This window comes from Streptomyces sp. NPDC048001 (genome assembly GCF_043203115.1).
Taxonomy (GTDB): domain Bacteria; phylum Actinomycetota; class Actinomycetes; order Streptomycetales; family Streptomycetaceae; genus Streptomyces; species Streptomyces sanyensis.
On the sequence record NZ_JBIDBN010000009.1, the window covers coordinates 317,959 to 338,996 of the forward strand.

At 75.2% G+C, this 21,038-nt stretch carries 19 protein-coding genes; 10 read left to right on the forward strand and 9 right to left on the reverse strand.

The features are described 5' to 3' along the window. Window positions 1–32 precede the first annotated feature (32 nt). Window positions 33–1,007, reverse strand: a complete 975-nt coding sequence (locus tag ACGF15_RS19090; protein WP_345609901.1) for a carbohydrate kinase family protein — start codon at window positions 1,005–1,007, stop codon at window positions 33–35. A gap of 128 nt (window positions 1,008–1,135) precedes the next feature. Between ACGF15_RS19090 and ACGF15_RS19095 the strand changes: the two genes are divergently transcribed. Both ACGF15_RS19095 and ACGF15_RS19100 read left to right on the forward strand, forming a co-directional pair. After that, window positions 1,136–1,342: a hypothetical protein gene (locus ACGF15_RS19095; protein ID WP_345609903.1), complete on the forward strand. Its 207-nt coding sequence runs from the start codon at window positions 1,136–1,138 to the stop codon at window positions 1,340–1,342. Between the two features lie 131 nt (window positions 1,343–1,473). Beyond that, a complete protein-coding gene (locus ACGF15_RS19100) occupies window positions 1,474–2,976 on the forward strand; it encodes a hypothetical protein (protein ID WP_392800326.1) in 1,503 nt (500 codons plus the stop codon). A 100-nt stretch (window positions 2,977–3,076) separates the two neighbouring features. On the opposite strand, the gene ACGF15_RS19105 is transcribed toward ACGF15_RS19100, so the two are convergent. Next, entirely contained in the window at window positions 3,077–3,433 is a 357-nt protein-coding gene (locus tag ACGF15_RS19105) for an iron-sulfur cluster assembly accessory protein (RefSeq protein WP_019885637.1), read from the reverse strand. Window positions 3,434–3,722: 289 nt separating this feature from the next. Here ACGF15_RS19105 and nadA point away from each other — a divergent pair, with 289 nt between their 5' ends. Next, a complete protein-coding gene (gene nadA, locus ACGF15_RS19110) occupies window positions 3,723–4,910 on the forward strand; it encodes a quinolinate synthase NadA (protein WP_392800329.1) in 1,188 nt (395 codons plus the stop codon). Between the two features lie 64 nt (window positions 4,911–4,974). On the opposite strand, the gene ACGF15_RS19115 is transcribed toward nadA, so the two are convergent. From ACGF15_RS19115 to ACGF15_RS19130, 4 genes are all read right to left on the reverse strand, one after another. After that, window positions 4,975–5,661, reverse strand: a complete 687-nt coding sequence (locus tag ACGF15_RS19115) for a response regulator transcription factor (protein WP_362614987.1) — start codon at window positions 5,659–5,661, stop codon at window positions 4,975–4,977. Continuing rightward, on the reverse strand, window positions 5,658–6,929 hold the full coding sequence (locus ACGF15_RS19120) for a sensor histidine kinase (RefSeq protein ID WP_345609912.1): 1,272 nt from the start codon (window positions 6,927–6,929) through the stop codon (window positions 5,658–5,660). The genes ACGF15_RS19115 and ACGF15_RS19120 overlap by 4 nt, the downstream gene beginning before the upstream one ends. A 168-nt stretch (window positions 6,930–7,097) precedes the next feature. Next, window positions 7,098–7,379: a hypothetical protein gene (locus ACGF15_RS19125; RefSeq protein WP_256523723.1), complete on the reverse strand. Its 282-nt coding sequence runs from the start codon at window positions 7,377–7,379 to the stop codon at window positions 7,098–7,100. A 50-nt stretch (window positions 7,380–7,429) separates the two neighbouring features. Then, window positions 7,430–8,224, reverse strand: a complete 795-nt coding sequence (locus tag ACGF15_RS19130; protein ID WP_345609916.1) for a PspA/IM30 family protein — start codon at window positions 8,222–8,224, stop codon at window positions 7,430–7,432. 281 nt (window positions 8,225–8,505) lie between these two features. Here ACGF15_RS19130 and ACGF15_RS19135 point away from each other — a divergent pair, with 281 nt between their 5' ends. The 3 genes from ACGF15_RS19135 (at window position 8,506) to ACGF15_RS19145 (ending at window position 11,179) form a co-directional block, all read left to right on the forward strand. Then, the gene (locus tag ACGF15_RS19135; protein ID WP_345609918.1) at window positions 8,506–9,105 is read left to right on the forward strand and encodes a DUF3043 domain-containing protein; all 600 of its coding nucleotides are present in this window, start codon (window positions 8,506–8,508) and stop codon (window positions 9,103–9,105) included. A gap of 59 nt (window positions 9,106–9,164) precedes the next feature. Beyond that, window positions 9,165–9,935 carry a class I SAM-dependent methyltransferase gene (locus ACGF15_RS19140; RefSeq protein ID WP_376428459.1) on the forward strand — a complete coding sequence of 257 codons (771 nt, stop codon included), beginning with the start codon at window positions 9,165–9,167 and terminating at the stop codon, window positions 9,933–9,935. Window positions 9,936–10,096: 161 nt separating this feature from the next. Beyond that, complete coding sequence (locus ACGF15_RS19145; protein WP_362614066.1) at window positions 10,097–11,179, forward strand: trypsin-like peptidase domain-containing protein; 1,083 nt, start codon at window positions 10,097–10,099, stop codon at window positions 11,177–11,179. Between the two features lie 115 nt (window positions 11,180–11,294). On the opposite strand, the gene ACGF15_RS19150 is transcribed toward ACGF15_RS19145, so the two are convergent. Further along, on the reverse strand, window positions 11,295–11,504 hold the full coding sequence (locus ACGF15_RS19150; RefSeq protein ID WP_392800336.1) for a hypothetical protein: 210 nt from the start codon (window positions 11,502–11,504) through the stop codon (window positions 11,295–11,297). A 102-nt stretch (window positions 11,505–11,606) separates the two neighbouring features. Here ACGF15_RS19150 and ACGF15_RS19155 point away from each other — a divergent pair, with 102 nt between their 5' ends. Then, window positions 11,607–12,806: a bifunctional adenosylcobinamide kinase/adenosylcobinamide-phosphate guanylyltransferase gene (locus tag ACGF15_RS19155; protein WP_345609925.1), complete on the forward strand. Its 1,200-nt coding sequence runs from the start codon at window positions 11,607–11,609 to the stop codon at window positions 12,804–12,806. A gap of 71 nt (window positions 12,807–12,877) precedes the next feature. Further along, the gene (gene cobT, locus ACGF15_RS19160) at window positions 12,878–13,945 is read left to right on the forward strand and encodes a nicotinate-nucleotide--dimethylbenzimidazole phosphoribosyltransferase (protein ID WP_392800339.1); all 1,068 of its coding nucleotides are present in this window, start codon (window positions 12,878–12,880) and stop codon (window positions 13,943–13,945) included. A gap of 1,307 nt (window positions 13,946–15,252) precedes the next feature. On the opposite strand, the gene ACGF15_RS19165 is transcribed toward cobT, so the two are convergent. After that, window positions 15,253–16,056: a hypothetical protein gene (locus ACGF15_RS19165; RefSeq protein WP_392800342.1), complete on the reverse strand. Its 804-nt coding sequence runs from the start codon at window positions 16,054–16,056 to the stop codon at window positions 15,253–15,255. Window positions 16,057–16,123: 67 nt separating this feature from the next. On the opposite strand from ACGF15_RS19165, the gene ACGF15_RS19170 reads away from it, so the two are divergent. Next, a complete protein-coding gene (locus ACGF15_RS19170; protein ID WP_392800345.1) occupies window positions 16,124–16,900 on the forward strand; it encodes an adenosylcobinamide-GDP ribazoletransferase in 777 nt (258 codons plus the stop codon). Between the two features lie 52 nt (window positions 16,901–16,952). Here the strand turns inward: ACGF15_RS19170 and ACGF15_RS19175 are convergent, their stop codons facing one another. After that, window positions 16,953–18,998 (reverse strand): hypothetical protein, encoded by a 2,046-nt coding sequence (locus tag ACGF15_RS19175; protein ID WP_392800348.1) that lies wholly within the window; start codon window positions 18,996–18,998, stop codon window positions 16,953–16,955. Between the two features lie 351 nt (window positions 18,999–19,349). Between ACGF15_RS19175 and ACGF15_RS19180 the strand changes: the two genes are divergently transcribed. Beyond that, window positions 19,350–20,861, forward strand: coding sequence for a leucyl aminopeptidase (locus ACGF15_RS19180; RefSeq protein ID WP_345609935.1), 1,512 nt, complete (start codon window positions 19,350–19,352; stop codon window positions 20,859–20,861). The last annotated feature ends 177 nt before the right edge of the window (window positions 20,862–21,038 follow it).

Sequence of the window (21,038 nt, forward strand, 5' to 3'; positions counted from 1 at the left end):
ACCCGCGGTCCGGCGGCGGGGCGGCCGTCGCCTCAGGCGAGGTGGCCGCGGACCTCCTGCGCCGCGTCGTCGCCGTACGCCTTGGTGAAGCGCTCCATGAAGTGGGCGCGGCGCAGCGTGTACTCCTGGGTGCCGACGGTCTCGATGACCAGGGTGGCCAGCATGCAGCCGACCTGGGCGGCCCGCTCGTGCCCCACGCCCCAGGACAGGCCGGACAGGAAGCCGGCGCGGAAGGCGTCGCCGACGCCCGTCGGGTCGGTCTTGCACTCCTCCTCGGCGCAGCCGACCTCGATCGCCGGTTCGCCCGCGGCCTCGATGCGCACCCCGCGGGAGCCCAGGGTGGTGACCCGGTGGCCGACGCGCGCCAGGATCTCCTCGTCGCTCCAGCCGGTCTTGGACTCGATGAGGCCCTTCTCGTACTCGTTGGAGAACAGGTACGCGGCGCCGTCCAGCAGTATCCGGATCTCCTCGCCGGACATCCGCGCGATCTGCTGGGAGAAGTCGGCGGCGAAGGGGATCGCCCGGGAGCGGCACTCCTCCGTGTGGCGGAGCATGGCCTCGGGGTCGTCGGCGCCGATCAGCACCAGGTCCAGGCCGCCGACACGGTCGGCGACGGACTTGAGCTCGATCAGGCGGGCCTCGCTCATCGCCCCCGTGTAGAAGGACCCGATCTGGTTGTGGTCGGCGTCGGTGGTGCAGACGAAGCGGGCGGTGTGCAGGACCTCGGAGATCCGCACCGATGCGGTGTCCACGCCGTGCCGGTCGAGCCACGCCCGGTACTCGTCGAAGTCGGCGCCCGCCGCGCCGACCAGGACGGGCGAGGTGCCGAGCTGGCCCATGCCGAAGCAGATGTTCGCGCCGACGCCGCCCCGGCGGACGTCCAGGGTGTCCACGAGGAAGGAGAGGGAGACCGTGTGGAGCTGGTCGGCGACCAGCTGGTCGGCGAAGCGACCGGGGAAGGTCATGAGGTGGTCGGTGGCGATGGAGCCGGTGACTGCGATACGCACGGTGAGGCGCTCCTGGGGCGGGGCGGGCAGTGACGGTCCACGCTACCGGGTCCGGGGCCCTCTTCCGACGCGGAAACTACCCGATAGTAGGGCTTTTTCCGTCACTCTCCGGTGGTTACGGTGCGCTCATGTCGAAGCCCATCGCCGCGAGCGAGTCGCGGGATTCCGAGTTGAGCCTGGCCCAGTTGCGCGGAGACTGCATCCGGATGGCTCCGCACTGGGCCGTCCCGGCCGCCGCGGCGGCCGCGCCGGTGCCGCCGTCGCTGATCCACGGTGTCGTGGTGCCCGCCGCCTCCGCCCGGATGCTCGGGGCGCTCTCCGGGTACGGGGCCTGAGGGGACCGGGCAGCCGGGGCCGTGAGGGCCCGGCGCCGCCCGGTCGGAGTACCCGAGGGAACCGCACGCTCCCCCGCCCCGTCCCATCCGTGCCCTCCGCGGCAGGAGGCCAGGAGACAAGGAGCGATGCGGTGAGCAGCACGCAGGACACGCACGAGAGCACACGCCGTCGGCGTTCCCGGCTCGCCGTCGCCTCGGTGGCGGTGGCGGTGCTGGTCGCGGGCGGGGGCGGGGCCTGGCTCGCGTCGGGCGGTTCGGACGGCGCCGGGGCGCCCTCGGGTGCCGAGGCCGAGACCCGGGCCGGCGAGCCCGCCCCCCTGCTGGCGCTGGACGGGGCCGGGGGCGACCCGGGGTCGATCGCGCCCGGCGAACCGGACCCGAACGGCGGCGGAGTGGTCTACCGGCCGGAGGGCGAGCTGCCCGAGGGCCCGGAGCGCGCGGCGGTGCAGCGGGCCTCGGGCTCGGTGACGGAGGCGGAGGTGTCCCGGCTGGCCGAGGCGCTCGGCCTCGCGGGCCCCCCGGAGCTGGCCGGGCAGGTGTGGAAGATCGGCTCCGACAAGGACGGCTCCGGCCCGGTGCTCCAGGTCGACCGCCAGGCTCCGGGCACCTGGACCTTCGCCCGCTTCGGCCCGAACCCGGGGGGCGACAACTGCCTGAAGGGCAAGGAGTGCCCCTCCGGCGGTCCGTCCGCGGACGGGCCCCGGGAGCCGGGTCCCGCGGTGGGCGAGGAGGAGGCCGAGCGGGCCGCGGCGCCGGTGCTGGAGGCCGTCGGCCAGGGCGACGCCCGGCTCCGCTCGGACCAGCTGATGGGCGCCGTCCGGGTGGTGAACGCCGACCCGGTCGTCGACGGGCTGCCGACCTACGGCTGGTCGACCGGCGTGCAGGTCGGGGCGGACGGCCAGGTGGTCGGCGGGAGCGGGCACCTGAAGGAGCCGGTCCGCAGCCACAGCTACCCGGTCGTCTCGGCGGACGAGGCCGTGAAGGCCCTCAACGAGGAGGGCCGCGGCTCCGGGCGCGTCGGCATCGGCGGCTGCGCCACCCCGGTACCGCACCAGGACGACCTGCCGGCGGACCCGGGGCTGCCGCAGCGGCCCTGCGACCCGGCCTCGGCCACGACGAAGGCCGCCCCGGAGGTCCTGACGATCACCGAGGCGGAGTTCGGGCTGGCGGCGCAGCTGGTCGACGGGCGTCAGGCGCTGGTGCCGTCCTGGCTGTTCCGGGTGGAGCCCGAGAACGCCGGCGACGAGGGCGGCGCGGCGTTCACGGTGGCCCGTACGGCCGTCGACCCGGCCTATGTGAAGGGCCCCCAGCCGCCCGGGGAGGGCGGCGACCCGGAGCCCCCGGGCGGTTCGGACGAGCTGCCGCCGGTGCCGGGCACCTCCTACCGGGCGAGCGGTGACGGCCGCACGCTCACGGTGAACTTCTGGGGCGGTGTGTGCGACGCCTACGCGGCCGAGGCGACGGAGACGGCGGACACGGTGTCGGTGGAGATCACGGTGCCGAACCCCGACCCGGCCCGGGTGTGCATCGCGCTCGCCGAGGAGCAGTCGGTGACGGTGACGCTGCGGGAGCCGCTCGGGGACCGCAGGGTCGTGGACGCGGCGAGCGGCGAGGTGCTGCCGCGCCAGGGCTGAGCGCCCGCCGAGGGCCCCGGCCGGGCCCGGACATGCCGAGGGGGCGGCCTTCCCGGAACAGGGGAGGCCGCCCCCTCGGCACGGGTGCGGGCGTGGGCGCTCAGCTGAAGGAGTCGCCGCAGGCGCAGGAGCCCGTCGCGTTCGGGTTGTCGATCGTGAAGCCCTGCTTCTCGATGGTGTCGACGAAGTCGATCGACGCACCGCCGAGGTAGGGGGCGCTCATGCGGTCGGTGACGACCTTGACGCCGCCGAAGTCCTTGACCACGTCGCCGTCGAGCGAGCGCTCGTCGAAGAACAGCTGGTAGCGGAGGCCGGAGCAGCCGCCGGGCTGAACGGCGACCCGCAGGGCGAGGTCGTCGCGGCCTTCCTGGTCGAGCAGGGCCTTGACCTTGGCCGCGGCGGCGTCGGACAGGAGGATGCCGTCGCTGACTGTGGTCTTCTCGTCCGATACGGACATCTGCTTCTCTCCCGGGTTGTACGGAGACTGCTTGCCGACGGGTGCAACCGGCGTGGCGGCGGTTTCATTCCGGGGCGGCGCTTTCCCTTCACATGCTCGCACACCGGACCGGGTCCGCGGCCATGCTCGCACAAGCCCTGCGAAGAGGGTCCGAGGAGGACACCGGCACGGCGAACGGGGGTGCGTCACATCGACGCTATGGACATCGTCAAAGTGACGTGAAGAGGTTATGATAGATAACGTCATATAGACGAGAAGTCTTCTGCCAGACGAAGAAAGGGTGCGTGTCGTGACCACCGCCCACACCACCACCGAGCTCGACGTCCAGCCGACGCCGCTCGCCCTGCTGCTGCTCGGCCGGGAGGCCGACCCGCGCAGCGAGCGCGGCGTGGAGTGCCCGGGTGACCTGCCCTCCCCCTCCGACCCGGACCTGGTGGAGCGCGCCCGTACGGCCAAGGAGAAGCTCGGCGACAGGGTCTTCGTCCTCGGGCACCACTACCAGCGCGACGAGGTCATCCAGTTCGCCGACGTCACCGGCGACTCCTTCAAGCTGGCCCGGGACGCGGCTGCGCGCCCGGAGGCCGAGTACATCGTCTTCTGCGGCGTCCACTTCATGGCGGAGTCCGCGGACATCCTCACCACCGCCGACCAGAAGGTCGTCCTGCCGGACCTGGCCGCAGGCTGCTCGATGGCCGACATGGCGACGGCCGAGCAGGTCGCCGAGTGCTGGGACGTGCTGACCGAGGCGGGCGTGGCCGAGCAGGTCGTCCCCGTCTCGTACATGAACTCCTCGGCCGACATCAAGGCGTTCACCGGCAAGCACGGCGGCACCATCTGCACCTCCTCCAACGCCCGCCGGGCGCTGGACTGGGCCTTCGAGCAGGGCGAGAAGGTGCTCTTCCTGCCCGACCAGCACCTGGGACGCAACACCGCGGTGCGCGACATGGGGATGTCGCTGGACGACTGCGTGGTCTACAACCCGCACAAGCCCGGCGGCGGCCTGACCGCCGAGCAGCTGCGCGCGGCGAAGATGATCCTGTGGCGCGGCCACTGCTCGGTGCACGGCCGGTTCAGCCTGGAGTCGGTGAACGACGTCCGCGAGCGGATACCCGGGGTGAACGTGCTGGTCCACCCGGAGTGCCGCCACGAGGTGGTCGCCGCGGCCGACTACGTGGGCTCCACGGAGTACATCATCAAGACGCTGGAGGCCGCCCCGGCCGGTTCCCGGTGGGCCATCGGCACCGAGCTCAACCTGGTCCGGCGTCTGGCGAATCGTTTCGCGAGCGAGGGCAAGGAGATCGTCTTCCTCGACAAGACGGTCTGCTTCTGCTCCACCATGAACCGCATCGACCTCCCGCACCTGGTCTGGGCCCTGGAGTCGCTCGCCGAGGGCAACCTGGTGAACCGCATCGAGGTGGACCCGGAGACGGAGAGCTTCGCCAAGCTGGCGCTGGAGCGGATGCTGGCCCTGCCCTAGGTCGCAGCCGCACCCGCACGTGCCCGTCCGCCCCGGGGCGGACGGGCACGTGCGGGGCTGGCGGTCAGTCGGCCCCGGGGCGGACCAGGCCCGACTCGTAGGCCGTGACCACCAGTTGCGCGCGGTCCCGGGCGCCGAGCTTGGCCATGGCCCGGTTCACATGGGTCTTCACCGTGAGGGGGCTGACCTCCAGCCGCTCGGCGATGCGGTCGTTCGACAGGCCGCCCGCCACCAGGACGAGCACCTCCCGCTCGCGCCCGGTGAGCGCCGCGAGCCGCCCGCCGGGGTCGGACCCGCCGTCGCCCGCGCCGTACCCGCCGCCCTGCGCGAGGAACCGGGCGATCAGGCCCTTGGTGGCGGCCGGCGAGAGCAGCGCCTCGCCCCCGGCGGCGACCCGGACGGCGTTCAGCAGCTCACCCGGTTCGGCGCCCTTGCCGAGGAAGCCGGAGGCCCCCGCGCGCAGCGCCTGCACGACGTACTCGTCCACCTCGAAGGTGGTCAGGATGACCACCCGCACGCCGGAGAGCCCCGGGTCGGCGCTGATCCTGCGGGTCGCGGCGAGGCCGTCGCAGTCCGGCATCCGGATGTCCATCAGGACCACGTCGGGCAGCTCGGAGCGGGCCAGCGCCACGGCCTGGTGCCCGTCGGCCGCCTCGCCGACGACCTCCATGTCCGGCTCCGAGTCCACCAGCACCCGGAAGGCGCTGCGCAGCAGCGCCTGGTCGTCGGCGAGCAGCACCCTGATCGTCACGCGTCCTCCCCCGTGCCGGCGGGTCCCCCGGCGGGGACCGGTCGGCCCGCGGCCCCGAGGCGGGCGGCGCGGGCGGTCAGGGGAAGTATCGCCTGTACCCGGAAGCCGCCTCCGTGGCGGGGTCCGGCGGTGAGCACCCCGCCGAAGGCCGTGACCCGCTCGCGCATGCCGATCAGCCCGTGGCCGCCCCCGTCGGGCGGGGCCGCGCCGGTGCCGTCGTCGAGCACCGTGATCTCCAGGGTGTCGCCCACGGACACCACGCTGACCTCGGCCCTCGCCCCGGCCCCCGCGTGCTTGTGCACATTGGTCAGCGACTCCTGGATGATCCGGTAGGCCGCCAGGTCCACGGCGGCGGGGAGCGAGACGCCCTCGTCGGCGCGGGCCACCTCGACGGCCAGACCGGCCCGGCCGAAGGAGCCGGCGAGCTCGGTGAGCAGGCCGAGGCCGGGGGCGGGCTCGGTCGGCGCCTCCGGGTCGTCGCTCTGGCGCAGCAGCCCCACGGTGGCCCGCAGCTCCTCCAGGGCCGAGCGGCCCGCCTGGCGGACATGGGCCAGCGCCTCCCTGGCCTGGTCCGGTCGCCGGTCCATGACATGGGCGGCCACCCCGGCCTGGACGTTGACGAGGGCGATGTGGTGGGCGACGACGTCGTGCAGGTCGCGGGCGATCCTCAGCCGCTCCTCGGCCACCCGCCGGCGGGCCTCCTCCTCCCGGGTCCGCTCGGCCCGCTCGGCCCGCTCCCTGATGGCGTCGACGAAGGCCCGGCGGCTGCGGACCGCGTCCCCTCCCGCGGCGGCGAGCCCCGACCAGGCCAGCACGCCGAGGTTCTCCTGGGAGTACCAGGGAAGGGTGCTGCAGAGCATCGCGGCACCGGTGAGCAGGGCCATGGTCAGCAGTCCCGCCCGCAGGGTGGTGGGGCGGTCGGTGTGCGCGGCCACGGTGAACAGGGCGACGACGGCGCTCATCGCGACGGGGGCCGCCGGGTCCTCGGCGACCAGTTCCAGGACGGCGAGGGCCGTGGTGGCACCGAGCACCGCGAACGGCTTGCGGCGGCGCAGCACGAGCGCCGAGGCGGCGAGCACCATCAGCACGGCGCTCAGCGGCTCCGGGGCGCGGGTGCCGAAGGTCGGCCCGTGCGGCCCGTGCGGGTCGGTGAAGGACGCGGCCGCCATGCAGAGGAGCACGGCGAGGGCGAGGGCGCCGTCGAAGGCCGCGGGATGCCTGCGCAGCCGGCGCCGGGCTCCGGCGCACCGGTCGGCGAGAGAGGTCACGGGGCGCAACGTTACGCGGTGGCGCCCGGCCCGGTGGGGGCTCCGGAGGGGCCGGGACGGGCGAGGCGCCGCCGTGCGGGGCACGGCGGCGCCTCGTGGAGCGGGTGCCGGGGAGCGGGAGTGGAGTGCCGGCCCCGGGCCGCCGGGGCCCGGGTGTCCCGCACCGGGTCAGGGCCCGGGGATCAGGCCGTCGTCGCCGAGGAGCGCACGGACCTCCTCCAGGGTCGCGTCCGGGGCCGGGAGGATCAGCTCCGACGGTTCGAGCAGGTCCTCGGGCAGGGGGGTTCCGTACGCGCGCACTTGGTCGAGCAGCTCGTGCAGGGTACGGCGGAAGCCGGGCCCGTCGCCGCTCTCCATCTCCGCGAGCAGTTCGTCGTCGAGCTTGTCCAGGCCGGCCAGGTGGCTCTCCGCCACCTCCAGCTGGCCCTCCCCCATGATCCGCACGATCATGTCGAGATCCTTCGCTGCCGATACCGGGCCCGGGCGGGCCCGGAGCGCCGTCACTGCTTGTCGAACCGGGGCGTGCCCTGCTGCTGGGCGTCGCCCTCCTGGCGGTCCGCGCCGCCCTCGATGGCCTGCTGCTGGGCCGGACCGCCGGCCAGCTCGGCCTTCATCCGCTGGAGCTCCAGCTCGACGTCCGTGCCCCCGGACAGCCGGTCCAGCTCGGCCTGGAGGTCGTCCTTGGCCAGCCCCGACTGGTCGTCGAGGGCGCCGGAGGCCAGGAGCTCGTCGATGGCGCCGGCCCGCGCCTGGAGCTGGGCCGTCTTGTCCTCCGCCCGCTGGATGGCGACGCCCACGTCGCTCATCTCCTCCGAGATGCCGGAGAAGGACTCCGCGATGCGGGTCTGCGCCTGGGCGGCGGTGTAGGTGGCCTTGATGGTCTCCTTCTTGGTGCGGAAGGCGTCCACCTTGGCCTGGAGCCGCTGCGCGGCGAGGGTCAGCTTCTCCTCCTCGCCCTGGAGGGTCTGGTGCTGCGTCTCCAGGTCGCTGACCTGCTGCTGGAGCGCCGCACGGCGGGAGAGCGCCTCGCGCGCCAGGTCCTCGCGCCCGAGCGCGAGCGCCTTGCGGCCCTGGTCCTCCAGCTTGGTCGACTGACCCTGGAGCTGGTTGAGCTGGAGCTCCAGGCGCTTGCGGGAGGTGGCGACGTCCGCGACGCCCCGGCGAACCTTCTGGAGGAGCTCCAGTTGCTTCTGGTAGGAGTAATCAAGGGTCTCGCGCGGGTCCTCGGCCCTGTCCAGGGCCTTGTTCGCCTTCGCGCGGAAGATCATCCCCATACGCTTCATGACACCGCTCATGGGCTTCGCGCGCCCCCTTCTGACGGACTGGGCTTCGGCACTCCAACAGAACCCACAGTACGGGCCCTGCATCCATTACCGCACTGTTCGGGCGCGGATGCGCTCCTCCCCAAGGACGACTGCGGACGGCGTTGATCCGGCCCAAGGAGTAGAAGACCTGTCAGGGTCCGCCGGCCCGCGTCCGCTGTGTGGTGGTTCCGTCCTGTACGGACGCGTGCCGTTGCGGGATCGTTCCCCGCGGACGGCGGGTCCATGCCCGCCACCCCGTACCCTTGGGTTTCGTGTTCCGTAGCCGTTCCAAGGAAGAGAAGGCCCCCACCGGCAAGGTGACGGCGGACCTCTCCAAGCAGCCCCGAGACCCCGAGGCCCCCAAGGGCCGCCCGACGCCGAAGCGCAGCGAGGCTCAAGGGCAGCGGCGCGCCCGTGCCAACAGCGCGCCGCTGGACCGCAAGGCCGCCATGCGCCGGCAGCGCGAGGCCCGTCGCGCGGACCTGGCGCGGCAGCGCGAGGCGCTGGCCACCGGTGACGAGCGCTATCTGCCACCCCGCGACAAGGGCCCGGTGCGGCGCTTCGTCCGCGACTTCGTGGACTCGCGCTTCTGCATCGCCGAGTTCTTCCTGCCGCTCGCGGTGGTGATCCTGGTGCTGAGCATGGTGCGCGTCGCGCAGCTCCAGAACATCGCCCTGCTGCTGTGGCTGGGTGTGATCGTGATGATCGTGGTCGACTCGGTCGGCCTCGCGATCCGCCTGAAGAAGCAGCTGCGGGAGCGCTTCCCCGACGAGCCGAAGCGCGGTGCCGTCGCCTACGGCCTGATGCGCACTCTCCAGATGCGCCGGCTGCGGCTGCCCAAGCCGCAGGTCAAGCGCGGGGAACGGCCCTGAGCGCCGCTGCCTCACCCGCCCCCGGCCCCGTGGCGGAGCCGGAGCCTGCCCCCGTGGAGGTGCCCGCCGGCAGGCCCCCTGCCGCGGGCGGCCTGCGGGACGCCGTGCGCCAGGAGCTGGTCGCCCGGCAGCTGGAGGAGCAGATCACGGCCCGCTACCCGGTCGGGCAGCGCCTGCGCGTGCTCGACGTGGGCACCGGCCGGGGGGCGCAGGCCCTGCGGCTGGCCCGCGCCGGGCACGCGGTGACCGGACTGGAGTCGGACCCGGCACTGCTGGAGGCGGCCCGCGAGGCGCTGGCCGCCGAACCGGCCGGGATCCGCGCGCGGGTCCGGTTCGTCGAGGGCGACGGCCGGGACACCGGGGTGCACTTCCTGCCCGGCGCCTTCGACGTGGTGCTCTGCCACGGGGTGCTGATGTACGCCGCGGACGCGGACGCCATGCTGGCGGGCCTGGCCCGGATGCTGGCACCCGGCGGCCTGCTGTCGCTGGTGGTGCGCAACGGCGACGCCCTGGCCATGCGCCCGGGACTGGCCGGGAACTGGGCCGCGGCACAGGCCGCCTTCGCCTCGGACACGTACACGGACCGCTTCGGCCTCACCGTGCGCGCCGAACGGCTCGGGGCCCTGACGGCCACGCTGGAGGGGGGCAACGCGCCGCTGCACGCCTGGTACGGCGTGCGGGTCTTCACCGACGGGGCCGACGAGGAGGCTCCCCTGCCGCCCGCGCAGGAGTTCCAGCGGCTGCTGGCCGCGGAGGAGCGGGCCGGCCGCACCGACCCCTACCGCCGGGTGGCGGCGCTGCTGCACCTGTGCGGCGTCCGCCGCGGTTAGGGCGCCGTACCCGGGCAGGGTCCGCCGGGAAGCGGCGTCCCGGCGCTCCGTGGCAGCCGCGCGGCCGCCCGCCCGGCGATGCGGGCGGCATCCCGCCCGCGGCCCCCTGTTCGGCGGCGCACGAGGGGCAGGCCCGCCGCCGCGAAAGGGATACTCCGGGCATGAGCGCTCCCCCGTACCGTGCGCCCTCCCGGCGGCTTCCGGTGGCCGCGGCGGCCGCGCTGGGCGCGGCCGTACTCGCGGCAGGCTGCTCGGCCCCGTCCGTGCCGCAGGCGGCGCCGGCGCCGAGCCGGGGTGCGCAGGCCGCGGCACCGGCCGCCGCGAACGAGCTGGAGGACGACTACCAGTCCGTCATCACCAGGGTCCTGCCGTCGGTCGTGCAGATCGAGGCGGGCGACAGCCTGGGGTCGGGCATCGTCTACGACGACCGGGGCCACATCGTCACCAACGCGCACGTGGTCGGCACCGCGCGCTCCTTCCGGGTCACCGTGGCCACCGGGGACCGGCCGCTGCCGGCGACCCTGGTGTCCGCCTACCCCGAGCAGGACCTGGCCGTGATCAGGCTGGAGACCCTGCCGGACGGTCTGCGCCCCGCGTCCTTCGGCGACTCCGCCTCGGTGGAGGTCGGGCAGATCGTGCTCGCCATGGGCGCGCCGCTGGGCCTGGCCGGCAGCGTGACCCAGGGCATCGTCTCGGCGACCGGCCGCACGGTGACGGCCGACGCCTCCGGCGGCGGCACCGGGGCGACCATCCCGAACATGGTGCAGACCTCGGCGGCGATCAACCCCGGGAACAGCGGGGGCGCCCTGGTCGACCTGGACGGCGAGGTCGTCGGCATCCCCACGCTGGCCGCGCGGGACCCGGGCATCGGCGAGGGCGCCGCGGCGGGGATCGGCTTCGCCATCCCCGCGTCGATGGTGACGACCGTCGCGGACCAGATCATCGCCTCGGGCCGGGTCACCGACTCCGGCCGGGCCGCGCTCGGCATCACCGGCCGCACCGTCCTCGACGACGACTACAACCCCTCCGGGGTCGCGGTGGTCGAGGTGGTCCCGGACGGCCCGGCCGACCGGGCGGGGCTCAGGGCCGGGGACGTCATCACCCGCCTCGGCGACGCCGAGGTCACCACGATCACCACCCTGGCCGAGGCCCTGGCCCAGGAGCAGCCGGGGGACCGGGTGGCGGTCCGCTACACCCGGGGCAGCGCCCAGCGCACCGCCGAGGTCACCCTCGGCGAGGTCTGAGGCTGCCGCTCCCGCGCGGGAGCGGCCCCGCCGGACGGAAGCGGGCCAGGTCGGAAGCGGGCCCGCCGGACGGAAGCGGGCCCGGACGGCGCCGGGCCCGACCCCCGTCAGCGGATCACGCCTCCTCGGCGTGCAGGCTCATCGGCCCGTAGACCACCGCCCCGTCCTCCGAGAGCACGACCCGGTCGGCCCCGCCCTCCTGGAGCTGCTTCCAGTACTCCCCGATCCAGGACTCGGCATCGCCCTGGGTGGTGAACTCCTCGGGCTCCACCGCCGGCGGCACCTCGGTGCCGTCCGCCTTCTCGAACCGCCACGTCCATGCCATGTGCGCCTCCCGGGTACCCGGCTCGTGCGACTGATCACTGTCGTGCTGCCCGCAGCGTAGCCGGGCGCGCACCCGTCGCGGGGACACGGGAGGATCAGGGGCGTGGACGTGACTCTGCTCGGCACCGGCGCCCCCGCCGGCCTCCCCCTCCCCGACTGCCCCTGCGCCGTCTGCGGGTCCGCCCGCGGCACGCAGGCCCGTGCCGCGACGGCCCTGCTGGTGGACGGCGCCCTGCTGCTCGACCTCACCCCCGGCGCGGCGCTCGCGGCCGCACGGGCGGGGCACTCACTGGCCGGTGTCCGCCAGGTCCTGCTGACCCACCCGCACGACGGTCCGGCGGTGGACCTGCCCGCCGGGCTGCCGACCGCCGGACGGGTGCCGGACGGGCGGGTGCTGACCCTGATCAGCGGGCACCGGGTGCGCGCGGTGCCGGTCGACCACCCGGGCACCGGCTACGAGGTCACCTCACCGGAGGGCGAGCGGCTGCTCTACCTCCCCCCGCTGGCCGCGCCCGCCGGGCTCGCCGAGGGCTCGGCCCCCTACGAGCTGGTCCTCGCGGACGTCGCGGGCCGCCCGGACGGCCTCGCCCGGCTGCGGGCCGCGGGGGCCGTCGGGGCGACCACGGACGTGGTCGCCGTACACCTGGGGCACGAGGCGCCCGGGGGGCCCGAGCTGGCCCGTCGGCTGGCCGCCTCGGGCGCCCGGGCGGTGCCGGACGGGACCACGCTCACCGTCGGCGAGTACCACGCCGTGCCGGACGTGCCCCGGCGGACCCTGGTGACGGGAGGGGCCCGCTCGGGCAAGTCGCTGGAGGCGGAACGGCGCCTGGCGGCCTTCCCCGGCGTCGTGTACGTGGCCACCGGCGGTCTGCGGGACGGGGACGCCGAGTGGGCCGCCCGGGTCGGCGCCCACCGCGAGCGCCGCCCCGGCTCCTGGCGGACCGAGGAGAGCTGCGAGCTGGTGCCGCTGCTCGCGGCCGAGGGCCCCCCGCTGCTGATCGACTGCCTGTCGCTGTGGCTGACCGACGCGATGGACCGGGCGGGCGCCTGGGACGACGCACGGTGGGCCGGCGGCGGGGAGCAGGAGCTGCGCGAGCGGACGGCCGGCCTGGTGGCCGCGGTCCGCGCCGCGGAGCGCACGGTGGTCGCGGTGACCAACGAGGTGGGCTCGGGCGTGGTGCCCGCGACCGCCTCGGGACGCCGCTTCCGCGACGAACTGGGCCGTCTGAACGCGGCGTTCGCGGCGGAGTGCGAGCAGGTGGTGCTGGTGGTGGCGGGCCAGGCACTGGTCCTGCGGCACTGAGGGTCCGGCGGGCGGACGCGGAAGGGGCGCGGCCCACCGCGGGGTGCGGTGCTGCCGGTACTGTTCGGCGAATGAGCAGGCTGAATCTCGACGACTTCTCCGATCTGATCGAGCGCCCCGACAGCGGCATCCGGCGTGCGGCCGAGGAACGCCGGGAGCGCCTGGTCGTGCCGGCCGGTGCGCTGGGGCGCCTCGACGAGCTGGCCGAGTGGCTGTCCGCGGCCCAGGCCGAGGTGCCGGCGCGGGCCGTCGGGCGTCCGCGCGCGGTGCTCTTCGCCGGCGACCACGGCGTGGCCCGGCTCGGTGTCTCGGCGCGGGAGTACGGCACGGCGCACGAACTCGTGCGGGCGGTGCTGGAGGGCGAGCGGCCGGTGGCGGTGCTGGCGCGCGCCGAGGGCGTCCCGGTGCGGATCGTCGACGCGGGCCTGGACTGCGACGAGGGGCTGCTGCCCGAGGAGGTCGTGCGCCACCGGGTGCGGCGGGGCTGCGGGAACATCGGCTCCGAGGACGCGCTGACCGTCGAGGAGGCGGAGCGCGCGGTCCGCCTCGGCATGGCGGTGGCCGACGAGGAGGCGGACTCCGGAACGGACCTGGTGGTACTGGGCGACCTGAGCGTCGGCGGCACGACGGCCGCCGCCGTCCTGGTGGCCGCGCTCTGCGGCACCGACGCCTCGGTGGTGACGGGCCGCGGCGGCGTGCGGATCGACGACCTGGCGTGGATGCGCAAGTGCGCGGCGGTGCGGGACGCGCTGCGGCGCGCCCGGCCGGTCCTCGGCGACCAGTTGGAGCTGCTCGCGGCGGTCGGCGGCGCCGACCTCGCCGCGATGACGGGCTTCCTGCTCCAGAGCTCGGTGCGGCGGATGCCGGTGATCCTGGACGGTGTGGTGTCGGCCGCCTGCGGCATGGTGGCGCAGCGGGCGGCCTTCCGGTCGCCCGACTGGTGGCTCGCCGGTCAGCTCAGCGGGGAGCCGGCGCAGGCGAAGGCGCTGGACCGGCTGGCGATGGTGCCGCTGCTGGACCACGGCGTGACGGTGGGCGAGGGCGCGGGGGCGATGCTGGCGCTGCCCCTGGTCCGGGCGGCCGCACGGCTGGCGGCGGAGCTGCCGGAGCGGACCGCGGAGCCGGCCGCCGCGGAGTAGACGGGGCCCGCGGGGAGAGGGGTCCCCGGCCACGAGGGAGGCCGCCCCGGGAGCCGGTTCCGGGGCCTCGGGGCACGACCGGGGCCGTCCCCCGCCGTCCGTCTCCACGGCAGCGGAGCGCTCCGCCGACCCGGACGGCGCACCCCGCCGCGGGGCACGCTCGCGGCGGGCCGCCGCCGGTGCCGTCCGGCCCTTCGCGCCGTGGCCTTCCCCGAACTGCCGGGTGCGGTGGGGCCCGTGAGGCCGGGCCCTGCGCCGCGGCGGCACCGACGGGCATGTCGCCCCGCCCTTCCCCGCTCCGGGGAGACGGGGAGACAGGGATCCGGGGAGACGGGGATCACTCGGGTCGCACTGAACGCCGCGATGTCCGGATCGGTCTTCGGACGGGGCTGCGAACCGGCGCGGGACCGGTGCCGAGGCGGTGGACTGCCTCGGCTCCCTGCTCCCGCGGGTGCCGGACCGAGTCCTGTACCGGGCGCACGCCGTGTGCCGACCGATCCGGGAGCCGCGATCCATGCCGTTCGAGACGTCAGCCGCCCTTCCGCGCACCGGCCTCGCCGCCCGCGCCGAGGGCTTCCGCAGCGCGCCGGGCCTCCCCCGGCGGCTGCACCGTGGCCGCCGGCCGGAGAGCCGGCGGTGAGGTCGGCGGCGGGGCCGCGGAGGAGGGCCGCCGCCCTCGCCCACCGGGAAGGGGGGCCGCTGTACGCGGCCGTGCGCCGGGGGCTGGCCGCCCGGCGCCTGCGCGCGGTTCCCGTGACCCTGGCGGCGGTGGGGCTGACCGGCGCCTGCTATCTGCTCCAGCACACGCCGGCGGGCCTCGGCCTGGTCCGGGGCGCGGGCTTCGTCAGGGCGGAGGACCCCCTCTGGCTCGCGCTGCTGCGCACCCCGCTGTCCCTGTTCGTGCCCGCGCTCGACCTGCCCGTGTGGGGGGCCCTGGCGCAGATCCTGGTGGTCTTCGGGATCGCCGAGATCGCCGTCGGGCGCCGGGCCCTGCTCGGCGTGGCCTACCTCTCGACCCTCGCGGGGTCGGCGTACGCCCGCATCGGTGTGGCGCTCGGCCCGGACGCCCTGCTCGGGCTGCCCGCCGCGGACGCGCGGATCGCGGACACCGGGCCCTCGGCCGCGGTGGTGGGGGTCGCCATGTGGGTCTGCTACCGCTACCGGGCCCGGCTCACCGGGGCCGCGGTGGTCGCCGCCATGGCGGTCGAGGCGGCCGTGAAGCCGAACCTCGCGGGCAAGGAGCATCTGGCGGCGATCGCGGCGGCGCTGGTGCTGTGCGCGGGGGACGCGCTGCGGCAGCGCCGGCGTCAGCGGTCGCCGTCGGGCGCCCCGGACTCCTCGGCGCGGTCCGGCGCCCCGCCCCCGGACTCCTCGGAGCGGTCCGGCGCCCCACCGATCAGGTCCTGGAGGGCACGGCGCGGCCTGGCCCACCTGCGGTCGTGGTGGACGGCCCGCAGCGTGGCCCGCGCCCTGGCCCGCGGCCGGTTGCGGTAGAAGCGGCGGGCCCAGGGCGAGCCGGGACGGGCGAGCCGCACCGCTCCGACGAGGGCGACCAGGGGCACCAGGGTGCCGATGAGCCCGAGGCGGAGCTTGCCCTTGGCGAACGCGACGATGACGAAGACGAAGTTGCCGATCAGCGTGATGATCAGCGAGGCGCGGCCCTGCTCCTCCTCGTCGGTCAGCCCGTCGACGCCCAGCGGGGAGGCACCGCTGAGGGTGAGCAGGGCGAGGGCCGTGGCGAGCACGACGACCTCGACGCTCTGGCGGCCCTGCTCGCTCCAGTACACGTCGTCGAGGTGGAGGATCAGGGCGAACTCGTCCAGGACGAGGCCCGCGCCGATCCCGAAGATCACCGCGCAGACCGCCAGACCCACGCCCTGGCGCGCGCTCCCCACGGCGCCGAAGCCGCCGATGACGGTCAGCACGACTCCGGGGACCACGTGGTGGATGTGCATCCCGCCGGGGGTGACGTTGCGGAAGGGCCCCTTGCCGGCCCGGATCATCCGGACCACGACCCGGGTGACGGCGAAGGTCAGGACGAAGGACGCCAGCGCCAGGAACATGGGGAGCTTCCCCGGCTCGACGATGTTGCGATAGAACCAGTGACCCATACCCTCTGCTCCCGTTTCGCGCGTTATGCGCAACTTACCGTCCGGAGCGGCGGGCTACCCTCGCGCCGTGACTGCACTGCACGGCATCCGCTTCGCCTTCGGCACCCTGACCGTCGTCCCCGTGCGCGTGACGCGCTGGGACCGCACCGCCGCCCGCGCCGGGATGCTCAGCGCCCCCCTCGCGGGCCTCGTGGTGGGCGCGGCGGCCGCCGCGGCGGGCTCCGCGCTCGCGCTGCTGGGTGCCGGCGCTCTCCTGGCCGCCGTCGCCGCGGTGGCCGTCCCGGCCGCGCTCACCCGCGGGCTCCATCTGGACGGACTGGCCGACACGGCCGACGGACTGGGCAGCGGCAGGCCCGCCGAGGACGCCCTGCGCATCATGCGGCAGTCGGACATCGGGCCGTTCGGGGTGGTCACCCTGGTGCTGGCGCTGCTCGCCCAGACCGCCGCGCTCGCGGAGCTGTTCGCCCGGGGCTGGGCGCACGGCGCGGCGGCCGCGGTCCTCGCGGCGGTGGCGGCCCGGCTCACCCTCACCCTCGCCTGCCGGTCGGGCGTCCCCGCGGCCCGCCCGGAGGGTCTGGGCGCGGCGGTCGCCTCGGTCGTCCCCGTGGCGTGGGCGCTGGCCGCCGCGGCGCTGGTGACCGGGGCCGCCGCCGGGGCCGGGGGGCTGCTCGGCGGTCCGGCCGCCGCCGCCCGGGCGGCGGCGGCCGTGCTGGTGGCGCTCGCCGCCGGGCAGCTGCTGCTGCACCGCTGCGTGCGGCGCCTGGGCGGAGTGACCGGCGATGTCTTCGGCGCCCTCGCGGAGACGGGGGCCACCGCCGCGCTGGTGGTGCTCGCGCTGGGGTGACCCCCGGGGCCGGCGGCCCGCCGCCGGTCCCTCAGCAGGAGCCGCCGGTCCCTCAGGAGGACGGGAGCCGCAGGGTGATGGACGACTGGAGCAGGGCGGGCTCGGTCCACGCCGAGCGGGTGCCCGCGTAGGCACTGCCGAAGCCCACGCTGCCCAGGAGCAGCTGCCTGCGGGTGCCCTCGGGCGCGGTGACGGGGACGGCGACGCCGCGCGGGGCCCTGACCGTCACCGTGTCCCCGATCCGGTAGGCCGTGACCTTGCCGTCGGCGAGCGCCCTCTCCCAGGCGGCGCGGCGGGCGAACTCGGCGCCCACCTCCCGCTGACGCGGGTTGACCAGCGGGGTGTTGTCGGCGAAGAGGTCCCGGTGGTCGGCGAGGACGCGGTCCAGCACCGGGTAGAGCAGACGCTCCTCGGCCAGGTTGGACTGGTGGACGTAGTGCGGGCGGGGGTCGTTGGAGACGACGTGGGAGAGCGCGATGCGCGCCTCCTGGGGGACGATGTGGCCGGCGAACCCGGTGGCGGTGTCCAGGGGGTCGTCCAGGCAGGTGGAGGCCGCGTGGGTCTCGCAGATCCCGCTGCCCCCGTCGGCGGCGGTGGTGTAGATCCAGTTGTACTCGTCGGCCATCTCCGCGGCGGTGCCGACGTTGTAGTAGACGTTCACCGGGTGGCGCGGCACGGTCAGCGCCGATCCGACCGGCCGCTGGGCGGGCTCGCGCGAGTTGTCGGAGGCGATCCACCGCACGCCGTTGTCGGCGAGGGCCGGCGCCAGGTGGGGGTTGTCCACGGGCTGCTGGGGCAGGGTCCTCAGCCCGGAGTGCTCGCCCGTGACCAGTTCGGTGCGGTCCACCGGCAGGCCGTGCCGCACCGCCCAGTCGTGGTTGTCGCGGATCTGGCCGGAGATCTCCTCCCGGCTCACCCAGCGGACCGCGCCCGAGGCGTCCCGCTCGCACCTCCAGGGGACCACCGAGACGTCCTGCACGCAGCCGAGGAAGGGGTGGGTGTAGGTGTGGTTGATCCAGCGGTACTCGTGGCGGTCGGCCAGCAGCCGGTCGGTGAGCGGGTCGCTGCCGCCGTGCTCGGCCTTCCAGTCCTCGCCGGCGCCCGCGTTGTGCACCATGTCGAGGGTGAAGCCGGAGGCGCGCTGCCAGTCGGCGGCGTACGCGGCGTCGGCGGCCGTCATCCGGATGTCGGGGACCTCCTGCCCGCCGCCGCCCGCGCAGTCGATGTCGCCGGGGGTGCAGTTGCGCTCGGTGTCCCAGCGGGCGTCCGCGGCGAAGACGTCGTCCACGTGGACGGAGAGGTAGTTGCGGCTCTGCCCGAGGTGGACGCCGCGGGTGAGCCAGTCGACGATGCCGCGGGCGAGGACCCGGAACTGCCGCTGGTGGCGGTTGTAGGCGAAGGTGACGACGAGTTCGCTGCGCCCGTCGTGGGTGTACTCGCCCATCAGGCTGGCCCGGCCGCCCTCCGGCAGGGGCATCTCCAGGAAGCTCGTGTAGCCCTCGCGGCCGCGGGCCGCGTAGCCGTAGCTCTCGTTCACGCCGGGGGCGACGTCCTCGAAGAGGACCGTGCCGTCGAGGTAGCCGAAGGGCCCGCCGCGGCCCTGGGCGGTGACCTCGCTCGCGACGCCGTCGAGCACGCCGGCGTGGCCCCCGGAGTCGATGTAGTCCAGGCCGACGCCCGGGTGCGCCCAGGTGTAGGCGTCCACCTGGCGGATGCCGAAGGTCCGCTCGTAGGCGAAAAGGGCCGCGTTCTCGGCGGCCCCGGTCTCGGAGTAGGCCCCGAAGGGGTCCTCGTCGGGGACGACGACCCCCTGGAAGCGTGCGCGCGGCCGCCCGTCGACGGTGTCGCTCAGGAACGCGGCGTCGACGCGGGGGCGGTCCGGGTCGTTGAGGTCGACGGTGCGGTAGGCGACTCCGGTGGCCTCCAGCTCCGACACGATCGCGTCGACCGTGCCGAGGCCGTCGTCCACGACGAGGACGGTCAGGTCGATCCGCGGCGCGGGCGCGGCCCCGGCCGCCGCCGGCAGTCCGGTCGCCAGCACCGCCGCGACCGCCGCGGTGGCGGCCAGCCGGCCCGTGCGCGATGTCCGCAGGGTCATGTTCCCCCCTTGTGTGCGTCCTCCCCAGGACGCTGCCGAACGCCCTCCACCCGCTCCGAGCAGGGCGGAGGACATGTGAAGACGGAGCGAAGGAGCGGTGGTGCCCCTGCCCGAACGCGCCGATTGTGGCTCAGATCAAGCCTTCTTCGTCCGAAAACGGCGAGAGACACCACGGACGAGTGAACGCCCGCCGCCGTGAGCGCAGGGCGCGACCCCGCGTAGGCTCTCCTGCGGCATGGCGGCGGGATCCGTCACCGTGCCACCTACCAGGGGTCTGTCTTCCGGCCCCGGGCCGCCTGCTGACGCAAGGCCCCGGACGCCCGGAACTGAAGGAAGCGAGATTTCACCACCGTGACTGCTCTCACTCTCAGCACCGCAGGCGCAGCGACGCTGCGCGCCGACGCCGTCGTCGTCGGGGTCGCCAAGGGCGCGAAGGGGCCGGTCCTCGCACCGGGCGCCGAGGCGGTGGACCAGGCGTTCGACGGCAAGCTCGCCACGGTCCTGGAGACGCTCGGTGCGAGCGGGGGCGAGGGCGAGGTGACCAAGCTCCCGGCCCCGGACGGCCTGCGGGCGCCGGTCGTCCTGGCCGTCGGCCTCGGCTCGGAGCCCGAGGAGGGCGACGCCTACGGCACCGAGGCACTGCGCAGGGCGGCGGGTACGGCCGCCCGGGCGCTGAGCGGGTCCAGGAAGGCCGCCTTCGCACTGCCGATAGAGGAGGCCGAGGACGCCGCGGCCATCGCCGAGGGCGCGCTGCTGGGCGCCTACGCCTTCACCGCCTACCAGGAGAACGGCAAGGGCGCGAAGAAGCCGCTGGCCGAGGTCGCCCTGCTGGGCGCCAAGCCGCGCGACAAGGCCTTCAAGGCCGCGGCCGAGCGTGCGCTCGCCCTCACCGAGGAGATCAACCGCGCCCGGGACCTGATCAACACCCCGCCGAACGACCTCACCCCCGAGGCCTTCGCGGCCATCGCCGCCGCGGCCGGCAAGGAGCACGGCCTCAAGGTCCAGGTGCTCGACGAGAAGGCCCTGCTCAAGGGCGGCTTCGGCGGCATCCTGGGCGTGGGCCAGGGCTCGCAGAACCCGCCGCGCCTGGTCAAGCTGTCCTACACCCACGCCAAGGACGCCAAGCACCTCGCGCTCGTCGGCAAGGGCATCACCTACGACTCGGGCGGCATCTCCCTGAAGCCGGCCGGCCACAACGAGACGATGAAGTGCGACATGAGCGGCGCCGCCGCGGTCTTCGCCGCGGTCGTCGCCGCCGCCCGACTGGGCCTCGCGGTCAACGTCACCGGCTGGCTGGCACTGGCGGAGAACATGCCCTCCGGCTCCGCCACCCGCCCCGGCGACGTGCTGCGCATGTACAGCGGCAAGACCGTGGAGGTCCTGAACACGGACGCCGAGGGCCGCCTGGTCCTCGCCGACGCGTTGACCAAGGCCTCGGAGGAGAAGCCGGACGCGATCGTGGACGTGGCCACCCTGACCGGTGCCATGGTGCTCGCCCTGGGCAACCGCACCTTCGGGATCATGGCCAACGACGACGGGTTCCGCACCGCGCTCCACGAGACGGCCGAGGAGGCCGGCGAGGCGTCCTGGCCGATGCCGCTCCCCGCGGACCTGCGCAAGGGCATGGACTCCCCCACGGCCGACATCGCCAACATGGGGGAGCGGATGGGCGGCGGCCTGGTCGCCGGCCTGTTCCTGAAGGAGTTCGTGGGCGAGGGCATCACCTGGGCGCACCTGGACATCGCGGGCCCGGCCTACCACGAGGGCGCCCCCTACGGGTACACGCCCAAGGGCGGCACCGGTTCCTCGGTCCGGACGCTGGTGCGGCTGGCGGAGCGCACCGCGGCCGGTGACCTGGGCTGACGCTCCCGGCCACGGAGGCACCGCACCCCGGCGGGCGCCGTTCCCCCTTGCGGGAAGAACGGCGCCCGCCGGGGCGTTCCCCTCTGCGGGAGTCCGCGGGTACGCGCGGGTAACCGAGAAGGAGCGCAAGCTCACCGTCCCAAGCGGCGGCCCCGCGTCCCACCGTCGGCCGACAAG